The following is a 17,026-nucleotide window of genomic DNA, read 5'->3' on the forward strand; positions in this document are numbered from 1 at the left end:
TGTTCTCTCCTTAGATGCATGTACAAAGTTACTTTCTACTATTATGCCTACTTTTAAACAATAACTTTTCCATTTTATCTAATTAAGTTTTGCTTTTCTAGTGTAAAGCGTGTATTTATAATTTTCTCAAAAATAAAACAATGCTACCAATAGAGGTAGCATTGCTCCGTTATGTTCCACAGTACGTTCGATAAGGAAGTCCAGTTGAGTCAGGCAATTTACAGTACTCTTCCTCCACATTTTTATAATCGTAAGGATTAGCTAGAGCTTCTAGTAACTTATCCATGACACTATAGTCTTCTTGCTGGGCAGCCGCTAAAGCTTCTTCTACCCGATGATTTCTCGGGATAATGGAAGGATTACTTTTTCTCATTAATTCTAGGGCATCTTCTTTTGATTGTTCCTGCCTAGTGAGTCTCTCCTGCCATCGCTTATACCAGTCGTTGAATTCTGATGTTCCTTGAAGGACTGATTCCTCATGTGCTTCACGAGTTAACGCTCTAAAGGTGTTTGTAAAATCCGCTTTATATTGCTTCATCACGTCTAGAAGATCATTTATCAAAGTATCATCCTGCTCTTCTGCATTAAATATCCCTAGTTTTGCTCTCATTCCTTCGAGCCAATACCCACGAGACAACTCCGGATATTCGGATATGGCCTCTTGAGCTATTTTTACAGCTTCTTCATCGTTGTCATGAAGCAAATCCAATAATGTTTCAGCAAACCTAGCTAAGTTCCAACCTCCAATTCCTGGTTGATTTCCATAAGCGTACCGCCCCTGCGCATCAATGGAGCTGAAAACAGTTTCCGGGTCATAGGTGTCCATAAATGCACAAGGACCATAGTCGATCGTTTCCCCACTAATTGTCATGTTGTCAGTATTCATCACACCATGAATAAATCCGACAAGCTGCCACTGAGAAATCAATTTTGCTTGCCGATTAATGACCGCTTTTAAAAAGGAAAGATATTTATCCTGATGATCAGCAATTTCAGGATAATGTCGGGTAATTGTGTAATCAGCTAGCGCTCGAGTATCTTCAATCGATCCCCATTTCGCGGCATATTGGAATGTACCGACACGGATATGACTGGAAGCCACACGGGTCAAAATGGCACCAGGTAAGTTTGTTTCCCGAATGACCGGTTGTCCTGTAGATACCACTGCTAGGCTACGGGTTGTAGGTATCCCAAGGGCATACATCGCCTCACTTATTATATACTCCCTGAGCATTGGACCCAGTGCAGCACGACCATCTCCCCCGCGCGAATAAGGCGTCCTACCTGGACCCTTTAGCTGAATATCAACTCGCTCTCCAGTTGGGGTGATATGTTCACCGAGCAAAATAGCCCTTCCATCTCCTAGCATCGTAAAATGTCCAAATTGATGGCCCGCATATGCTTGAGCTATCGGTGAGGCACCTGCGGGAATGTCATTTCCTGCAAAAATTGCGGTTGCATTTTCCGATTGCAGAGCCTCTGCAGGTAATCCTAACGACTTTGCCAATGATTCATTAAATGTAGCCATTTTAGGTGACCTTACAGGTGTTGGATTTGTATTTGAATAAAAGAACTCTGGCAGTCTGGTATAGCTGTTGTCGAAGTTCCAACCTGATTCATTTGATTTAGTCATCTTATATTTCACTTCTTTCAGCTTTTATATATTATTTATTCGATTCCAAAGCATGAATGTACTTTTTTAATGTTCAACATCTCCCTTTTATTATACCTTTCACCTTGTTTTTGGGAAAAGCAATAAGAATATTTCAACTGAACCCTCAACAAACTATTAACGAAAAGACAACCGTAAAAAAGAAAGGAATAACAGATGAGAAAAGTTCTATTTGGTTTTTTTATTTGTTTGCTTTTCACCACTCACACCGCTCTAGCAACGGATAGTGTCCAGGAAGTGAGCACTTCCCTGCAAAAGCAGGGGCAACATATTTTGATGACGAGGGAACAATTCAAGGATTGGTTATTAAATAATCAAGTTCACCGGAAAATTAGTCTTATTCAGCAGCATCATACATGGGCTCCATCTTATAAACGATTCAATGGCTCTAATCATTTCCGTTTGCTCCAAGGCATGGAGAATTATCATAAAAATCAAATGCACTGGAAGACCATCGCACAAAATATCACAACGTTCCCCGATGGAAAAATAGCTGTATCCCGCCCATTCGATATGGCTCCAGAAGGGTCGATTGGAGCAAAAGCCAATTCTGTAGGCATCGCCATTGAAAATGTAGGGAATTTTGATAAAGGGCAAGATGTGATGACTGCTGAACAAAAGGAAACGATTGTGTACATTACTGCCTTGCTATGCCTAAAATTTAACCTCACCCCTTCAGTGGATACCATCACATACCATCATTGGTGGAATTACAAAACCAAACAAAGGGTGCTAGATAATGCCAAGAGCTATGAAGTGAAACCTTGTCCAGGAACGAATTTTTTTGGGGGAAATACGACCACTGCTGCTAAAACACACTTCTATCCCCTAGTGTCACGAAAAATGAAGGAGTTACAATAAAAAGGTTGGTGAAAATCTCACCAACCTTCTCTCTATCTTAGGAAACAGCTTGTTTCTCTATTTCAACTTCATGTTCTCTATACTCATGCTTTCCGATAATTCCTGCTTCCCGATCCTTCTTTTCTAATTCCAAAGCTTTCGGTACCGATAACCAGTACGCTAATCCAATGCTGATTGCACCGGCACTTAGCTTCCCTATAATAATGGGAAGAATTAATGTTGGTTGGAAATTGGCAGTGAATGAAAGATGATCTCCTAGTAAAAACGCTGCACATACCGCAAACGAAATATTGATGACTTTGTCCTTTGGTGACATCGTACGAACTAGCTTGAACATCGCTAAGATATTTGCAATAGTTGCCACTAGTCCTGCACTTCCTTCTTTACTTAGCCCAATCTTTCTTCCCATTGCTTCCAATTGCTTCCCTGCGTATTTTTGTAATAAATAGACCATCGGGAATGCCCCAGCTAACATAATACCAATATATCCTGCCGTCTCAAGTGCACGAAACTGGTCATCCGCATCAGCCATAATGGGATGGAAGCCCCATGAACCAAACAACTTTGAGAAAAGACCGGTGAAGATTTCTACAATCGAGAACACTAACACCAGTTTAATTCCTGCATCCATGATTCTTCCAAACCACATAAATCCTTTAATCATTACATCTGGTAAAAAGTATAATCCAGCTGCTAAAACAACGACAAATATAATTAAAGGAGATAGATTGGCAAATATTTTTAAATAGCTGATCGTAAATTCATAGGTTGAATCGGTGGTTGTTGATATCGCATCTCTAATTTTAGAATTGGTTACAACGACCAACACACTTGATATAAAGGCACCAATCGGAATGGTTAATATCCCAGACATCACGCCTAACGCCATATATTTATGATCACGTTTATCTAGCATTGCTAAGCCCATTGGAATCGAAAATACGATTGTGGCGCCTGCCATAAAACCAACGATCATGGCCATAATCCAACCTTCGTAAGAAGTGGCCAACTCTTGTGCTAATTGATATCCTCCCATGTCAGTAGCAAGAATCGCCGTGGCGGCTATCGCTGGGTCTGCTCCTATTGTTGCAAAGAATGGACCACATACCTTGTTAATAAACCAAGAAAGGTATGGTATAGAAGCCATAATACCAGCTGCTGGGACAAAAATATGCCCAACTGCATGTAAGCCTTCCATAAATTGTTGCCCTAATCCTTGCTCACTATTTTTAATCGCGGCAAAAGCTCCTAATACTGCACATGCCATAATAATATAAATAACAATTTCACCAACCATGACCATTCTTTTTTCCCCCTTTATCGATGTTTTTAGTTACACAACAAGACTGACTCCACTCGCTTTTTGCTCGAGCATTTTATTGACCAAGGTTCCGATATGAGCGGCCGCTTCAATTGGTGGGGTTCCATTTCGATGGATATTGGATATTACCATTCTCTCCGACTCCTTCATTCCTTTTCTTGGGCGATAGCACATATACGCGCTAAGTGAGTGGGCGCATACAAGGCCTGGTCTTTCTCCTATTAATAAAATAAAAGCTTCCGGTTTTAGAATTTCTCCTATGGCGTCCATACAAGCAACCCTCCCCCCTTTTACAAAAAACGGTGTTCCCACGTCGATTTGATAGAAAGAAAGAGAATCCAATAACGCTGGATACACATCAAGTACATTCTCATTGATCGCACTAGCACTCAAACCATCAGAGATCACGATCTGCACTTGAGGATGTTGAATACATCTTTCGCGAATAAGCTGTTCTCCTTCTACTGATAAAACTCTGCCTTTATCAGGCCTTTTTAAATACTGTTCCTTTGTTTCATAGCGTGTTTCTACTGTAAAGAGATTAAATTCTTGTAATAACTGGGAGGAAGCCTCCCCATACACAGCATCAACAGCAGCCGCATGATCAATCCGAAACGATAAGTAGTCCTTGGTTAACGCTCTTGTTCCGGTCCGGCCTACTCCGATACGAGCAGGGGTAAATTTCTTTAAAGCTTCCAGCTGATGTTTTTCCATTTCTGTTCACCTCTTTTTTAAACGTTTTGTAAGAAGAAGGTCGGGTCACCTGCTAGCTTGGTTAGCTTTCCATTTTCCATTAATCCAAGCCTCTCTAGCCATCCTTTAAATGCTGGAGCTGGTTCTAAGCGTAAAATGCTTCGCAATGTCGCGATATCGTGATAGCTTAGGGACTGGTAATTGAGCATGCAATCATCAGCCATCGGAACACCAATGACAAAGTTCACACCGGCCGTTCCTAATAAGGTGCTTAATGTATCCATATCATTTTGGTCTGCGTTCATATGGTTCGTATAGCAAACGTCTACCCCCATTGGAAGACCGTGCATTTTCCCCATAAAATGATCCTCTAATCCTGCCCGTATCACCTGTTTGCTGTCATATAAATACTCGGGACCAATGAAACCAACGACTGTATTCACAATAAAAGGTCTGAACTTTCTTGCTAGACCATAGCACCTTGCTTCTAATGTCACCTGGTCTATATCAAAGTGAGCATCAGACGAAAGTTCCGAGCCTTGGCCAGTTTCAAAATACCAGCGGTTTGGACCCGTTGCTGTTCCTTTTTCATGAATCATGGCTGTTGCCTCTTCTAGCATGGAGAGCGATATTCCAAAGGACTCATTTCCTGCTTGAGTACCTGCCAGACTTTGAAAAATTAAATCTGCCGGAGCACCTTTTTCAATCGCACGCATTTGACTTGTAACATGGGATAGAACACAGTTTTGAGTCGGAATCTGAAATTGATCAATCACTTTCTTCGTTTCATGTAATAATGCAGAGATATTTTCCGTTGTATCAATAACCGGATTAATTCCAATCACCGCATCACCAATCCCAAAGCTTAAAGCCTCATATAAGGATGCTGTCATCCCCTTTAAGTGATCGGATGGATGATTCGGCTGTGCTCTTGAAGCAAGAACCCCTGGTTGGCCAATTTTTGTTTGACAATGTGTAATAATCTTTATTTTTGATGCGGCTTGGATCAAATCAAGATTAGACATGATTTTGGCTACTGCAGCAATCATTTCACTAGTTAACCCGCTGCCCAATGTGAGCAAATCCTTGCCCGTCTGCTCGTCACTCAAGATATATTCTCGTAAATCAGCTACGGTCCAATTCTTAACCAGCTGATAAACCTCTTCATTCACATTGTTTTCAATGAGCTGTGAGACATCATCTATGTCAGGATCTAATAAAGGGGTATTCCGAATATCTGAAAGGAGAATATCAGCTAGTACGAGCTTGGCAGCCATTCTTTCCTTCATATTTTCAGCACTAATCGCGGCTAGATCATCCCCTGACCGACTCTCATTAGCTTTTGCCATGATTTCTTTTAAGCTATGAAACTCATAGGTAAGCCCATATAAGGTTGTTTTTCTATACATGCTAGATTCCTCCTCGTTATCCAAAAGCTAGAGTTTTCACTGATAGAGAGATCGCTTCCCCCGCTGTGCGTAAGCCTAAGTCAATATAATCTCCGTATAGAAAATCTACCTGATCAATACAAATAATTTGTATCCCCTCATGACTCATCTTCTTTAAAGCTTGACCGAGTGCCTTTCCTATATCCCTTTCACAAATGACAACAAGACAAGTAGCATTGGGAAAATGGCGTTTGAAGAGTTGATAGATTGTATTTGTCATAGATTTCATCGTTTGGTAAGAGCAATACTCCCTTCCTAACAAACCTAGAGCAAATGGGGGATCCTGCACTTCGTATAGCTTTTTCGCTTGTGTCATGACTTCCTCTAGCTGATTAGCAAAAACGATCGTTTCGAAGTGCACCGTATCGACCATAATCCGTACGATCGGAAGATTTTTTATCGGTAACAGATTCTCATGAACAAAGATCGTCGCTCCACTTAATTCCGTATTTTGCATGCCTGCTCCAATGACGGTTGCTCTTGTCGTTTCCTTCGCCTCAGTTATCTTTAATCTCGACACCTTACTCTCCTTACATAGTGTGGAAGCAAGTAACGGACCGATATCACCAAACGTTGTCACCTCACTCATCTGAACGGGCTCTTTCTCAGCCATCATATGTCCAACCCCACCGGAAAAAATCACCTCATTTATTGACGGAAGCGGTTGATCCATTGGTTCAAGCAGCAATAAATCTGCATGATATTTTGGCTCACCAGATAGAAAAGAAATCATGCTTTGATTCATACGTGTACAGATTTCTTTCAGCTCTTTAAATGTAATGCCTCTATCTGTTTGAGTGGAAAAGAGGTTCGCTTCAAGCCACGGCCTTAAGTATTCTGAAATGTACTCGACTTCCTCTTGGTCATTGACTCGGATTAGTCTTCCGCCTAGATGAAAGGTGAAGGTTTGAAGTGTTCGACCCGCTTCAAACAGAACAACATTGGCCGTTCCTCCCCCAATATCGACATTGGCAACAATTCCTTCGATTTCTTCTGAACGATCCTTTGCACCAGAACCCTTTCCAGCTAAAATGCCTTCAAGGTCTGCTCCTGCTGTGGCAACGACAAAATCCCCCGCTCGGTCAGCTAAATAATTTATAATTTTTTCCGCATTTTCTTTTCTTGCAGTTTCACCTGTAATAATGACGGCCCCCGCTTTAACATCCTTAAAATGAATACCAGATTGCTCATATTCCTTTGAAAGAATGGCCGCCAAGCTGGGCATATCAATATCTTGATTGGATGTTAAGGGTGTTGTGTAGATGGAACTTTCATACACAACGGTACGGTCAATAATTTGAGAGGTTGGCAAATGAAAAGGACTACCGTGTTCCGCAATTGATAGATGACTTACAATAAATTTTGTGGTGCTGGTTCCAATATCTAGTCCGATACTTGTGATCCAATTTCCCAACTTCTCCACCTCCCTAAAAATAAAAAGCGCCTTAAATCAATTCCCCACCTCTTAAAAGATAGTTGAATTAATTCAAAGCGCCGTTGCTTTGGATGTTTATTTACTTTTCTCTAGCATGCTCTCAGCTAATTTAGCTAATGGAATATGTTTTTCCATGCTCTCTTTTTGCATATGGCGATAGGCCTGCTCCTCGGTACATTCCAGTTGTGTCATTAAAATACCTTTTGCTTTTTCAACCAGTTTTCGATCCTTCATTTGTTGCTCTAATTCCCCAATCTTGGTATGTAAGCGAAGACTTTGTTCTCGCTGATACAGAGCGATTTCAACAGCTGGGATAAGGTCTTTTTCTGTGATTGGTTTGACGATATAGGCATTGATGCCAACCTCTTTCGCCTGTTCAATTAGCTCATCATGACTAAAGGCGGTGAGAAAAAGAATGGAGGAACTTGAAAATCCCTTTATAATAGACGAGGCCTTGATTCCATCCATCTTCGGCATTTTCACATCCATGATTATGAGGTCTGGTTCCAAAGCATATGCTTTCTCTACCGCCTCTTCCCCATTTTTCGCTTCTCCAACCACCATGTACCCTTTGCCTTGGAGAATCTCTTTAATATCAATTCTTGTGATGGGCTCATCATCAACTACAAGTATTTTTGATTGAATCATTCTATCACCCTATCTATGATCGGAAACATAATCGATACCTTTGTCCCACGAGCTGAAGGAAAGAAAGATACCACTCCCTCTAACTCCTCTTCAACTAGCATTCTTACCAACTGTAATCCCAAGGAGGATGAAGGTTGATCACTGGATTGATCTGGCATCCCCGATCCATCATCAGATACAATGAGATAGACCATCTGCTTTCTACTATTAATGGTAATCTCTATTCTCCCATTTACTCGAGAATGAAAAGCATGTTTTAACCCATTCTGGATCAATTCATTTACAACAAGTGCAAGGGAGGTAGCTTTATCTGATGGTAAAAATAATGATTCTCCCTGAACAGAAACTTGTATATCCTGTCCTGGAATAGATGATGAAGAGACTAATAGTGTCGCAATTTGCCCCATTACAAATTTGACATCTACTTCTTCTAATCCATCCTTTGCTAAATAATTGTGAACAAGTGCCATGCTTGCAATTCTTGAAAGACTATCTTCAAAAACTTCCCTAACCTCTTGTGAGGAGGATCTTCTCATTTGTAGTCGTAGTAAACTCGAGATAACCTGTAAGTTATTTTTTACACGATGGTGAATTTCTTGCACGACAAGAGATTGCACCAACCTTTCTTTTTCTTGACTATTTGTTGTTTCCATTAAAGACTTTACTTTTTGTTCATTTCGAATGATTTCTGAGATGTCCCGCTCTTTTATTAAAACAGCTATTGTCATTCCATCACTATCAGTAATTGGGACAATATCCTGCTGCATGACGATGTTTTCCTGAGATATCCCCCTTGAACCAATCACCGGTTTCCCATTTCTCAAACTAAACAAGACTCCAGGTTCAGCTTCCTCTATTGCCACCTGACCTAGCACGCTTTCCTTATACAATGAAGAAGCGGTGTTCGGATTGGCTTCAGCCACCACAATGGCTTCGTTCCTCCCAGGTAATAAACAGTCGATGAATACATCGGCTTGAGAAATATCAGCTATTAATTGAAGATTAGTAGACATGTTTTTAATTATCTCATGATGTTCATACGTTAGATTTGTTACCTGATCTAAGTTGAGACTCATTACCATGTCAGTTGTAACCCTCTCTTTATATGATCGTTTTCTATAAAAACAACAATACCACCCTTTCCTCACACGACCAACAATTCTGTAAGGAAATCTAACAGAGATTATTCTGATAAATTTCATTTTTCTTACAAAATAAAACAGAAACCTTACAAGAAGGTCTCTGTTTTTAGTAAACTTATCTTCCATTGATTTCAAAAACCCTTACATTACCAGATACTTCGTTCGCCACAAGCATTAATGGCTTCCCAGTTGGGCTATCCTTTGCTTCTACCAAACACAGTCCTTCTGGTGCAAGATCACCACTTGAAGATACGTCTGTACCTGAGAAATTTCTTAAGTTCACATAGTCATGAAACTTTACATTTTCCACATTTGTGACGTCATACATCATGATGCCGCCCGTTCTTTCTAACCCAATAAAAGCGAACGTCTTGCCATTTACTTTCATCACTTTTATATCTTCTGGCTCCGGCCCTTTTTTCCCGCTGCGAGAATCTAGTTCATTTTTATTATTGGACGAATTAAAGGCTTCAGGATAAAGCTCCCCTGTTATTTTTTCAAAGTCACTTCCACTATCATAGACTTGCTCCATCGTGCCTGCATCCCAAATTGAGAAGGAACGGCTACCATAAATGTACGTTTTATCAGCCTCAAGTCCGTCTCTTTCGGTATTCAATAGGGTATCAATTTTATAAGAGGTGCCTGGGAATGTATAAGACCCTGTATCCTCATACTCACCCCATTCTCTGCCATCACCTTCGTTAGCAGTAAAAATATACTGTTTTCCACCTATTTTTTGCGAGGCTATTCCATCGGGCATGTAGGTACCATAAAGGTTTTGAGTGGTGAGATTTACTTGACCATCCTTTAATACATCAAGTGCGTTTTCTTCTATTTTATGATCCTTAAATCCAAGCCCTTTGACACTTACAATCTCTTGAGTTTTTAAGTCAATCGTCGCTACCGAATTGGCCTCCTGTAAAGATACATACGCGTAGTGACTGTTGTCAGAAACAGAAATGTACTCAGGCTCTAAGTCAATGGATGGTGCGGTATTCGGCTTTAATAACACCCCATTTTCCACAAGTGCTGCTCTTGCCTCTTTGGAGTCGAACTTGTCAAAACCAATCGTTTGAGCCGTAGCTTTGTTTACACCCTTTTTTATATCAATAATAGTAATGGATCCTTTTGGGTCAGTTGCCTCTGCTGCAGCATATCCTTCCCGAGGCTCGCCTTCATTGGCAGACAGTAAGTATTTATAGTCATGAGAAAAAGTAACCATATCTGGCTGTACGCCCGCTTCGAAATGTTTTATGTACTTTCCTTTATAATTCAATATCACAATACTTCCATGATCCTTATAAGTTGCGCCCTGGACAGCAATGGCAATGATTTTTTCGTTGGTATTGATATCAATACTTGTAATATCACCGCTCGCAAATCCATGTGCCTGTCCCATAGCAGAAATATCAAGGCGAGTATCGATCTTGAACTCTGTTGTTTTGTTCGATTTGACATTAGCCATGCTAACGATGTCTACTGATTGTGCAGCACCGTTTACGAGATACATTTTTTGGTTGTCTTTATTGTATTTTACAATTTCGGCAATTCCACCATCTTTGTTGCTCATTCCGGTCTGGTAGTTTCCGATATAGCTTAATTTACCGTTGACACTTTCTGCTTGAAAAATTTGTGCCTCGTTTTTTGCCAGCACAGGTGTACCACTTAACTGTAGCGTTCCTGCTAATACCCCACCTGCCATTGCCATTCCAAGAATTGCTTTTGACTTTAACATATTCTTACCTCCCAAATATAGGATTTGTTTCGGTTGAATCACTTATGTAGGACAATTCCACTCATTATTGTCGCAAATAGGGGAACCGACAATAACAGCGGGGAGGTAAATGTTTGGTTAATGTTCTGTAAATGTTCAAATCTATTAATTGTAGAATTTGAAATTTTTTATAAAATGGGATTAGAAATAAAGAAAGGATGTGGATTATGTTTCTGAAATGTCGTACCGAATCGGATGAATTGCTAACTTTACGATCATTAAACACACGTATGGAGTTAACAGAGAAGGAAAAGTTTCATTATTTAAATCTTGAAAAGGGATTTGCGGGCGAGGTGAAGTTTGATCAACTGATAGAAAATCTCCAAGAAGAAAGGTATATTTTAAATGACTTATTGCTTGAAGTGAATAACTCCTATTTTCAAATTGATTCAGTTATTATTACCCAGGCAGTTATTTACCTTTTGGACATAAAAAATTTCCAAGGAGATTGTTACCTAGAGTCGGACAAGCTTTATTCAGTAACTACTAAACGAGAATATAAAAATCCTGTAGATCAGTTAAAAAGGAGTTCTACTCTCTTCCGCCAATTGCTTCAAATCCACAAACTAAACTATCTTGTTGAATCCTCTGTGATCTTTATTAACCCTGAGTTCACCTTATATCATGCTCCAATGGATCAGCCACTTATTTTACCCACTCAAGTAGATCGCTTTTTAAAAAATTTAAATCAAACCCCGTCAAAACTAAAAGAAGGGCACAAGGATCTAGCTCAAGAATTACTCTCACTTCACCAACCGAAAAACCCTTTCACCACTTTACCAAAATATGACTATGCCCAATTACAAAAGGGAGTATATTGTAAAACTTGTTTTTCTTTTTTCATATCCATCAAAAACCAATATTTTGAATGTAGGAAGTGTGGAGAGCTAGAGAAAATTAACCTAGGTATTTTACGGAATGTGCAACAATATTCACTTCTATTCCCAGATCAAAAAATAACCACCCAAGCCATTTATGATTGGTGCAAAGTTGATTTATGTAAAAAAACCATTTCCAGGATATTAAAAAAGAATTATAGCTCTTGTGGAAATACTAAAGATACTTACTATATATAAAAAACAATATTGATTCCTAATTCTGGACTCATTCGGACTCAGCTCTGCTTAGTTTTCCTGCTCCTGTCCGAATGACCTCCCTATTCGGACTCCTCTTCGCCTAGTTTCACCGCTCCTGTCCCAATGCTCACCCCATTCGGACTCTCCTTCGCTCGTATTGACTGCCCCTGTCCGAATGCTCACCCCATTCGGACTCTCCTTCACCTAGTTTCACCGCTCCTGTCCGAATGAACACTCCATTCAGACTCTCCTTCGCCTAGTTTCACCGCTCCTGTCCGAATGAACACCCCATTCAGACTCTCCTTCACTCGTATTGACTTTCTCCTGTCCGAATGCTCACTCCATTCGGACTCTCCTTCGCCTAGTTTCACCGTTCCTGTCCGAATGCTCACCCCATTCGGACTCTCCTTCACCTAGTTTCACCGCTCCTGTCCGAATGAGCACCCCATTCGGACTCTCCTTCGCCTAGTTTCACCGTTCCTGTCCGAATGCTCACCCCATTCGGACTCTCCTTCGCTCGTATTGACTGCCCCTGTCCGAATGCTCACCCCATTCGGACTCTCCTTCGCTCGTATTGACTGCCCCTGTCCGAATGCTTACCCCATTCGGACTCTCCTTCGCTCGTATTGACTGTCACCTGTCCGAATGAACATCCCATTCAGACTCTCCTTCGCTCTTATCGACTGCTCCTGTCCGCATGCTCACCCCATTCGGACTCTCCTTCGCTTGGATTCACTCCTCTTGTCCAAATAAAACCACTCTTGTCTTAGTCACTCCACCCCCTCCCATGAATACCTTATTATGAAAGGAGGACGATCGATGTGAACAACTATATTGGCATTATTATCCCCAAATCAACCTATGACAGTATGCCTGATTTAAGGGGGAATGTTTTAAGTATGTTTTCCATTTGGGAGAAGACTGCCCGAAAGCATGGTTTGACTCTCTGTTATATTCGTTTTTTTGACATTCAGCCAAATAAAAAGACGGTGATGGCTTTTGTAAAAGAAGACACGAACTATCGCCTAAAAGAAATTCCTTCCCCCAGTGTGATTTACTCAAGAGTTCTAGATCATCTTCCTGCTTACCGAGCGCATATACAATCTCTTACCCAAAGCGGGATGTCTGTATTCAATATTCCTAATTACGATGTGGAAAAATACACTGTTCACAAGATTCTTAACAAAGATTCGTATATTCGAAAGCATTTGCCAGATACAGAGTTATTTACAATTAACAACTTAAATAAGCTTGCGGCTAGATATGACCGTCTTATTTTAAAAAAGAGTTATGGAGAATTTGGTGAAGGCACCATGAAGCTTGAAAGACTACCTGACGGATGGGTACTTTCCTATAAAACAAAGGGAGAAAAAGACCTTAAAAAAATAGAGTTTCAGAAAACATTGCCTGCCATTTTACAGAAACGTATCCACGAGCATACGTATTTGATTCAGAAGCTGATTCCTCTCGCTACCTTTCACGGTAGACCATTTGATATGAGGGTAGCGGTCCAACGAAATTTAAAAGGGAATTTTCAAGTATCTGGAATTATGTGTAAGGTAGCTCAAGACAACGATTTTCTGACGAATGGTGCTCAAGGTGGAACGACTTATCCTTTACAAAGTATTGCCCACGTCACACATCCAAACATTCCTTATCAAACGCTTGTTAAAACAATCACTGATTTTTCCCTTTATGTAGCTAATTATCTTGCACAGCACTTCCCACATTTAGCTGATCTCGGATTCGATCTAGGTATTACGAAAGATGGTACCCCTTATTTTATCGAGTGTAATTTTATTTCCGACTATGTTAGTGGCTTGTTCAAGGAGGGGAAGTTAATTAACCCAGAATGGGAATCTGTTTTTAGCACGCCTATAGATTATGCAAAGTTTTTAATTACCCAAAAAAAGAGTCTGATAGAGTGAACTCTCTAATCAGACTCTTTTCCATTTATAATTAACTGACTTAGTGTGTTTTTGAAGGATCTTCGCATCGAGGTTTTCAACAAGATAGATGTGTTTTTGTCGACTATACGATTCAGCAGCTCCATCAAAGTTGTATGACTAGTTAAATGGTGAATATTCGTTCTGTTCATCCCTAATTCAGCTGCTTTTTGACAGGTTGGAATAGCTTCCTTTCCAATTGCTATTAAGATATCAACCTTGTTCTTTACAACCAGTTCTCCCACCTTTTGATGCTCGGGTACCGAATATTCCCCTAGTTCTTCTATTTCTCCGATGATTGCAATGGTTTTCCTTCCTTCGGCTGTTTCCTTAAGCACTTCTAGAGCTGCCTCGATCGATGTAAGATTGGTGTTCCATGTATCATCTATGATTAAGCTCCCCTTTATTCCTTTGTGGAACTGAAGATGACTTTTTACATGTGAAAAGGTTTGTAATCTAGTAAGGGTCTCAGGAATGCTCTTACCGACTAATGAACATGCGATAATTGCGGCCAACGCATTGTACACATTATGCTTCCCGAACCCCGGGACAAAGGCAGAATACTCCCCTTCCTTACAAACTAGTACAAAATCCATTCCATTTTTTTTCAGATTATACGTCACGGAATGGGCATAATAATCAGCTGTTTTCTCCATTCCGTAATAAAGGACTTTTCCTTTAAAAGATTCCAAATTGAGCCTTCTACAGTACGGATTATCATGGTTTAGTATTAACGTCCCCTTTGGTCCTACCGCTTGAATCATCTTAATTTTTTCTTTTACATATGAATCTTGATTTTTAAATCCTTCAATATGATCGGTGCCAATGGTTGTGATAATTCCAATTTGCGGCCGGAAATATCGGGCTGAATACAGCAGCTGATTAGGACCTGAAACCCCCATTTCAAATACGGCACGGTCCGTGGTATCATCTATTTCCAATAAATAATCCAAGTTTCTTCTTAAACCATTATGACTTAAATATGTGCTTACCACCTTTTGCTTTTCTGATAAAATCCATGAGATCATCTCTTTTGTAGTCGTTTTTCCAGAGGTCCCTGTTACCCCAATTACCGGGAGGGTAAAAAGATTTCTATAAAAGGTTATAAACTGATAGTACGCCTTTTTTACATCTGGTACATGGACAATCGTTGTGTCACTACTAACATGTTTCAGCAATCTAGGTGCGGAAGTAACGACCGTAATGGAGGAAACCTTTGTTGGTAAGGGCAACGTTTTTCCCTTTTTTATTATAAAAACCAAAGAATGATCGGTTATGACATGTTCCCCGTATTTTGCAGCATTTTTTATGACTTGCGATCCATTTCCGTGAATCACCTTTCCCCCCAAAACAGGAAGTAGTTGGTTTAAATGAAGATGTTTCATGATGTCACCCACTCTCTTTTGTGGCTTTGATTTATTCTATTGAAAAGGTCCATTCATGGTAAGGGCATTTAACCATTTTCCAGTCCTTTGTGCAAAACACATTCCTACCTTCTTATGTGAACATATACTACAAGAAGAAACAGGGCCTAATCACTTGAAAATGGAGGTGAAAATCATGCATCAAATTAAACCATGCAATCAAACAAAGCAGACCATCACAATTTCTTCTCATTCAACCTTGACTCCTGAACAGGGAAACGGAAGCTTAACATTCGGTGTTAAGGCAGTCGAGGTGAAAATAGAGGTTTCAGACTCTGTTGAAGGCAATGTGATTCTATTATCAGAAGATATTATCCAAGAGCTACAAATCCCATTAACCTGCTCATACGACATCCTACTAAATGACAATCTCATACGGATTGGTCCATTTATAGGCATTCTTACAGAGCTGACAGATAAAAAAGTTGAACAAATGCTTTTTACCTATAAGAGCTTTGTAAAAAGATATCAGCAGATAGGTGGAGCCATTCTTGTATTTTCTCTCGAAAGTATTCATACTGAGCAACAGACCATATCCGGTTTTTTATATCAACCCGAACACGAGTCATGGAAATACGGAACGTTTCCTTTTCCAGCAACCGTTATGACGATTCTCGAGGCAAGCTTAACCTCAAAATATAAAAACTTTCATGATAAAATAAACCATTTAACTTCAGTGTTAGGTCCTAAAGTATTTAACTTTCCACACTTTTCAAAATGGGAGATGCACAAGGTACTCCTTCCCAAGTTTGATCATGTATTACCTCAAACGACTCTTTATCAAGAACCAAACGATATCAGTCATATGCTGCAACTTTATAAAAGTATTTATATCAAACCTATTAATGGGAGATTAGGTAAGCGTATTTTCAAGGTGGTTCAAACAGCCGACAACATTGCTGTTTCTTTTTATGTCAACCGTAGTAAACAAGTAAAAGTCTTTTCTACTCAGCAAGAAATGATGAGCTTTTTCCAAGCTAATCTTCCTCCTTATATGTATGTAGTACAACAGACCATTCCTTTAATGACATATGATGATCGGATGATCGACTTTCGTGTGATGATGATAAAAAATGAATGGGGGATATGGGATAACCTTGGAGTATATTCTAGATACGGTGCGAAGGGACAATTGGTAAGTAATATTACGGCAGGCGGGCAAACGGAAATGGCTTCTGCTACCCTTAAAAACGTATGGAAACTAGATTCAGAGGAGATAGAGACCGTACTCTTAAAGATTGATACATTAGTAAGAGAAATATTGGCTCTTTTCGAACAACAAGGATATCACCTGGCAAACATCGGCTTTGATATCGGAATGAATGAAAATGGAAAACTCTATGTAATAGAAATTAATCATCAAAACCCAGATCCATATATCGCACTAAAGGCCAAAAACAGGAATGCCTTTTACTTAGCGCGTTATAAAAACATGATGTATGCCAAATATTTAGAGGGATTTTAAAAAAAGCTACTCACATCTTGAACTGCACCCCAATTGTTAGACATTACTAACAATTGGAGGTGCAGTTTTTCTATGGCTAAATTTACTGCAGAAGATAGATTACAAGCAGTTAAACGTTACT

14 protein-coding genes are annotated in these 17,026 nt (G+C 39.9%); 4 read left to right on the forward strand and 10 right to left on the reverse strand.

What is annotated here, in order from left to right; all coding sequences use genetic code 11:
- Positions 1-169: 169 nt before the first annotated feature.
- A complete protein-coding gene (locus ACQ5H4_RS18305) occupies positions 170-1,633 on the reverse strand; it encodes a protein adenylyltransferase SelO (RefSeq protein ID WP_430776427.1) in 1,464 nt (487 codons plus the stop codon).
- A 195-nt stretch (positions 1,634-1,828) separates the two neighbouring features.
- Between ACQ5H4_RS18305 and ACQ5H4_RS18310 the strand changes: the two genes are divergently transcribed.
- Positions 1,829-2,533: a peptidoglycan recognition protein family protein gene (locus ACQ5H4_RS18310; protein ID WP_430776428.1), complete on the forward strand. Its 705-nt coding sequence runs from the start codon at positions 1,829-1,831 to the stop codon at positions 2,531-2,533.
- 37 nt (positions 2,534-2,570) lie between these two features.
- On the opposite strand, the gene eutH is transcribed toward ACQ5H4_RS18310, so the two are convergent.
- The 7 genes from eutH to ACQ5H4_RS18345 form a co-directional block, all read right to left on the reverse strand.
- Positions 2,571-3,836, reverse strand: a complete 1,266-nt coding sequence (eutH, locus tag ACQ5H4_RS18315) for an ethanolamine utilization protein EutH (RefSeq protein WP_430776429.1) — start codon at positions 3,834-3,836, stop codon at positions 2,571-2,573.
- A 30-nt stretch (positions 3,837-3,866) separates the two neighbouring features.
- Complete coding sequence (gene eutC / locus ACQ5H4_RS18320; protein WP_430776430.1) at positions 3,867-4,568, reverse strand: ethanolamine ammonia-lyase subunit EutC; 702 nt, start codon at positions 4,566-4,568, stop codon at positions 3,867-3,869.
- 17 nt (positions 4,569-4,585) lie between these two features.
- Positions 4,586-5,956 carry an ethanolamine ammonia-lyase subunit EutB gene (locus tag ACQ5H4_RS18325; RefSeq protein ID WP_430776431.1) on the reverse strand — a complete coding sequence of 457 codons (1,371 nt, stop codon included), beginning with the start codon at positions 5,954-5,956 and terminating at the stop codon, positions 4,586-4,588.
- Positions 5,957-5,972: 16 nt separating this feature from the next.
- Positions 5,973-7,409, reverse strand: a complete 1,437-nt coding sequence (locus tag ACQ5H4_RS18330) for an ethanolamine ammonia-lyase reactivating factor EutA (protein WP_430776432.1) — start codon at positions 7,407-7,409, stop codon at positions 5,973-5,975.
- A 96-nt stretch (positions 7,410-7,505) separates the two neighbouring features.
- On the reverse strand, positions 7,506-8,078 hold the full coding sequence (locus tag ACQ5H4_RS18335) for an ANTAR domain-containing response regulator (protein ID WP_430776433.1): 573 nt from the start codon (positions 8,076-8,078) through the stop codon (positions 7,506-7,508).
- Entirely contained in the window at positions 8,075-9,160 is a 1,086-nt protein-coding gene (locus ACQ5H4_RS18340) for a sensor histidine kinase (RefSeq protein WP_430776434.1), read from the reverse strand. The genes ACQ5H4_RS18335 and ACQ5H4_RS18340 overlap by 4 nt, the downstream gene beginning before the upstream one ends.
- A 175-nt stretch (positions 9,161-9,335) precedes the next feature.
- Entirely contained in the window at positions 9,336-10,955 is a 1,620-nt protein-coding gene (locus tag ACQ5H4_RS18345; RefSeq protein WP_430776435.1) for a choice-of-anchor I family protein, read from the reverse strand.
- Between the two features lie 269 nt (positions 10,956-11,224).
- Between ACQ5H4_RS18345 and ACQ5H4_RS18350 the strand changes: the two genes are divergently transcribed.
- On the forward strand, positions 11,225-12,070 hold the full coding sequence (locus ACQ5H4_RS18350; protein ID WP_430776436.1) for a nuclease-related domain-containing protein: 846 nt from the start codon (positions 11,225-11,227) through the stop codon (positions 12,068-12,070).
- Positions 12,071-12,270: 200 nt separating this feature from the next.
- On the opposite strand, the gene ACQ5H4_RS18355 is transcribed toward ACQ5H4_RS18350, so the two are convergent.
- Complete coding sequence (locus tag ACQ5H4_RS18355) at positions 12,271-12,462, reverse strand: hypothetical protein (RefSeq protein ID WP_430776437.1); 192 nt, start codon at positions 12,460-12,462, stop codon at positions 12,271-12,273.
- Between the two features lie 429 nt (positions 12,463-12,891).
- Here ACQ5H4_RS18355 and ACQ5H4_RS18360 point away from each other — a divergent pair, with 429 nt between their 5' ends.
- Positions 12,892-13,998: a YheC/YheD family endospore coat-associated protein gene (locus ACQ5H4_RS18360; RefSeq protein WP_430776438.1), complete on the forward strand. Its 1,107-nt coding sequence runs from the start codon at positions 12,892-12,894 to the stop codon at positions 13,996-13,998.
- A 5-nt stretch (positions 13,999-14,003) separates the two neighbouring features.
- Here the strand turns inward: ACQ5H4_RS18360 and ACQ5H4_RS18365 are convergent, their stop codons facing one another.
- Positions 14,004-15,401: a UDP-N-acetylmuramoyl-tripeptide--D-alanyl-D-alanine ligase gene (locus ACQ5H4_RS18365; RefSeq protein ID WP_430776439.1), complete on the reverse strand. Its 1,398-nt coding sequence runs from the start codon at positions 15,399-15,401 to the stop codon at positions 14,004-14,006.
- Between the two features lie 175 nt (positions 15,402-15,576).
- On the opposite strand from ACQ5H4_RS18365, the gene ACQ5H4_RS18370 reads away from it, so the two are divergent.
- A complete protein-coding gene (locus ACQ5H4_RS18370) occupies positions 15,577-16,905 on the forward strand; it encodes a YheC/YheD family endospore coat-associated protein (RefSeq protein WP_430776440.1) in 1,329 nt (442 codons plus the stop codon).
- Positions 16,906-17,026 lie beyond the last annotated feature (121 nt).

Origin of the sequence: Bacillus coreaensis, from assembly GCF_050586445.1 — a bacterium.
Lineage (GTDB): Bacteria > Bacillota > Bacilli > Bacillales > Cytobacillaceae > Robertmurraya_A > Robertmurraya_A coreaensis.

What these genes read in the sequence shown, in the direction of transcription:
- eutH (WP_430776429.1), bottom strand. Translation starts at nt 3,836, where the DNA reads ATGGTCATGGTTGGTGAAATTGTTATTTATATTATTATGGCATGTGCA.
- ACQ5H4_RS18365 (WP_430776439.1), bottom strand. Translation starts at nt 15,401, where the DNA reads ATGAAACATCTTCATTTAAACCAACTACTTCCTGTTTTGGGGGGAAAG.
- ACQ5H4_RS18340 (WP_430776434.1), bottom strand. Translation starts at nt 9,160, where the DNA reads ATGGTAATGAGTCTCAACTTAGATCAGGTAACAAATCTAACGTATGAA.
- ACQ5H4_RS18350 (WP_430776436.1), top strand. Translation starts at nt 11,225, where the DNA reads ATGGAGTTAACAGAGAAGGAAAAGTTTCATTATTTAAATCTTGAAAAG.
- ACQ5H4_RS18345 (WP_430776435.1), bottom strand. Translation starts at nt 10,955, where the DNA reads ATGTTAAAGTCAAAAGCAATTCTTGGAATGGCAATGGCAGGTGGGGTA.
- ACQ5H4_RS18370 (WP_430776440.1), top strand. Translation starts at nt 15,577, where the DNA reads ATGCATCAAATTAAACCATGCAATCAAACAAAGCAGACCATCACAATT.
- ACQ5H4_RS18335 (WP_430776433.1), bottom strand. Translation starts at nt 8,078, where the DNA reads ATGATTCAATCAAAAATACTTGTAGTTGATGATGAGCCCATCACAAGA.
- eutC (WP_430776430.1), bottom strand. Translation starts at nt 4,568, where the DNA reads ATGGAAAAACATCAGCTGGAAGCTTTAAAGAAATTTACCCCTGCTCGT.
- ACQ5H4_RS18310 (WP_430776428.1), top strand. Translation starts at nt 1,829, where the DNA reads ATGAGAAAAGTTCTATTTGGTTTTTTTATTTGTTTGCTTTTCACCACT.
- ACQ5H4_RS18325 (WP_430776431.1), bottom strand. Translation starts at nt 5,956, where the DNA reads ATGTATAGAAAAACAACCTTATATGGGCTTACCTATGAGTTTCATAGC.
- ACQ5H4_RS18305 (WP_430776427.1), bottom strand. Translation starts at nt 1,633, where the DNA reads ATGACTAAATCAAATGAATCAGGTTGGAACTTCGACAACAGCTATACC.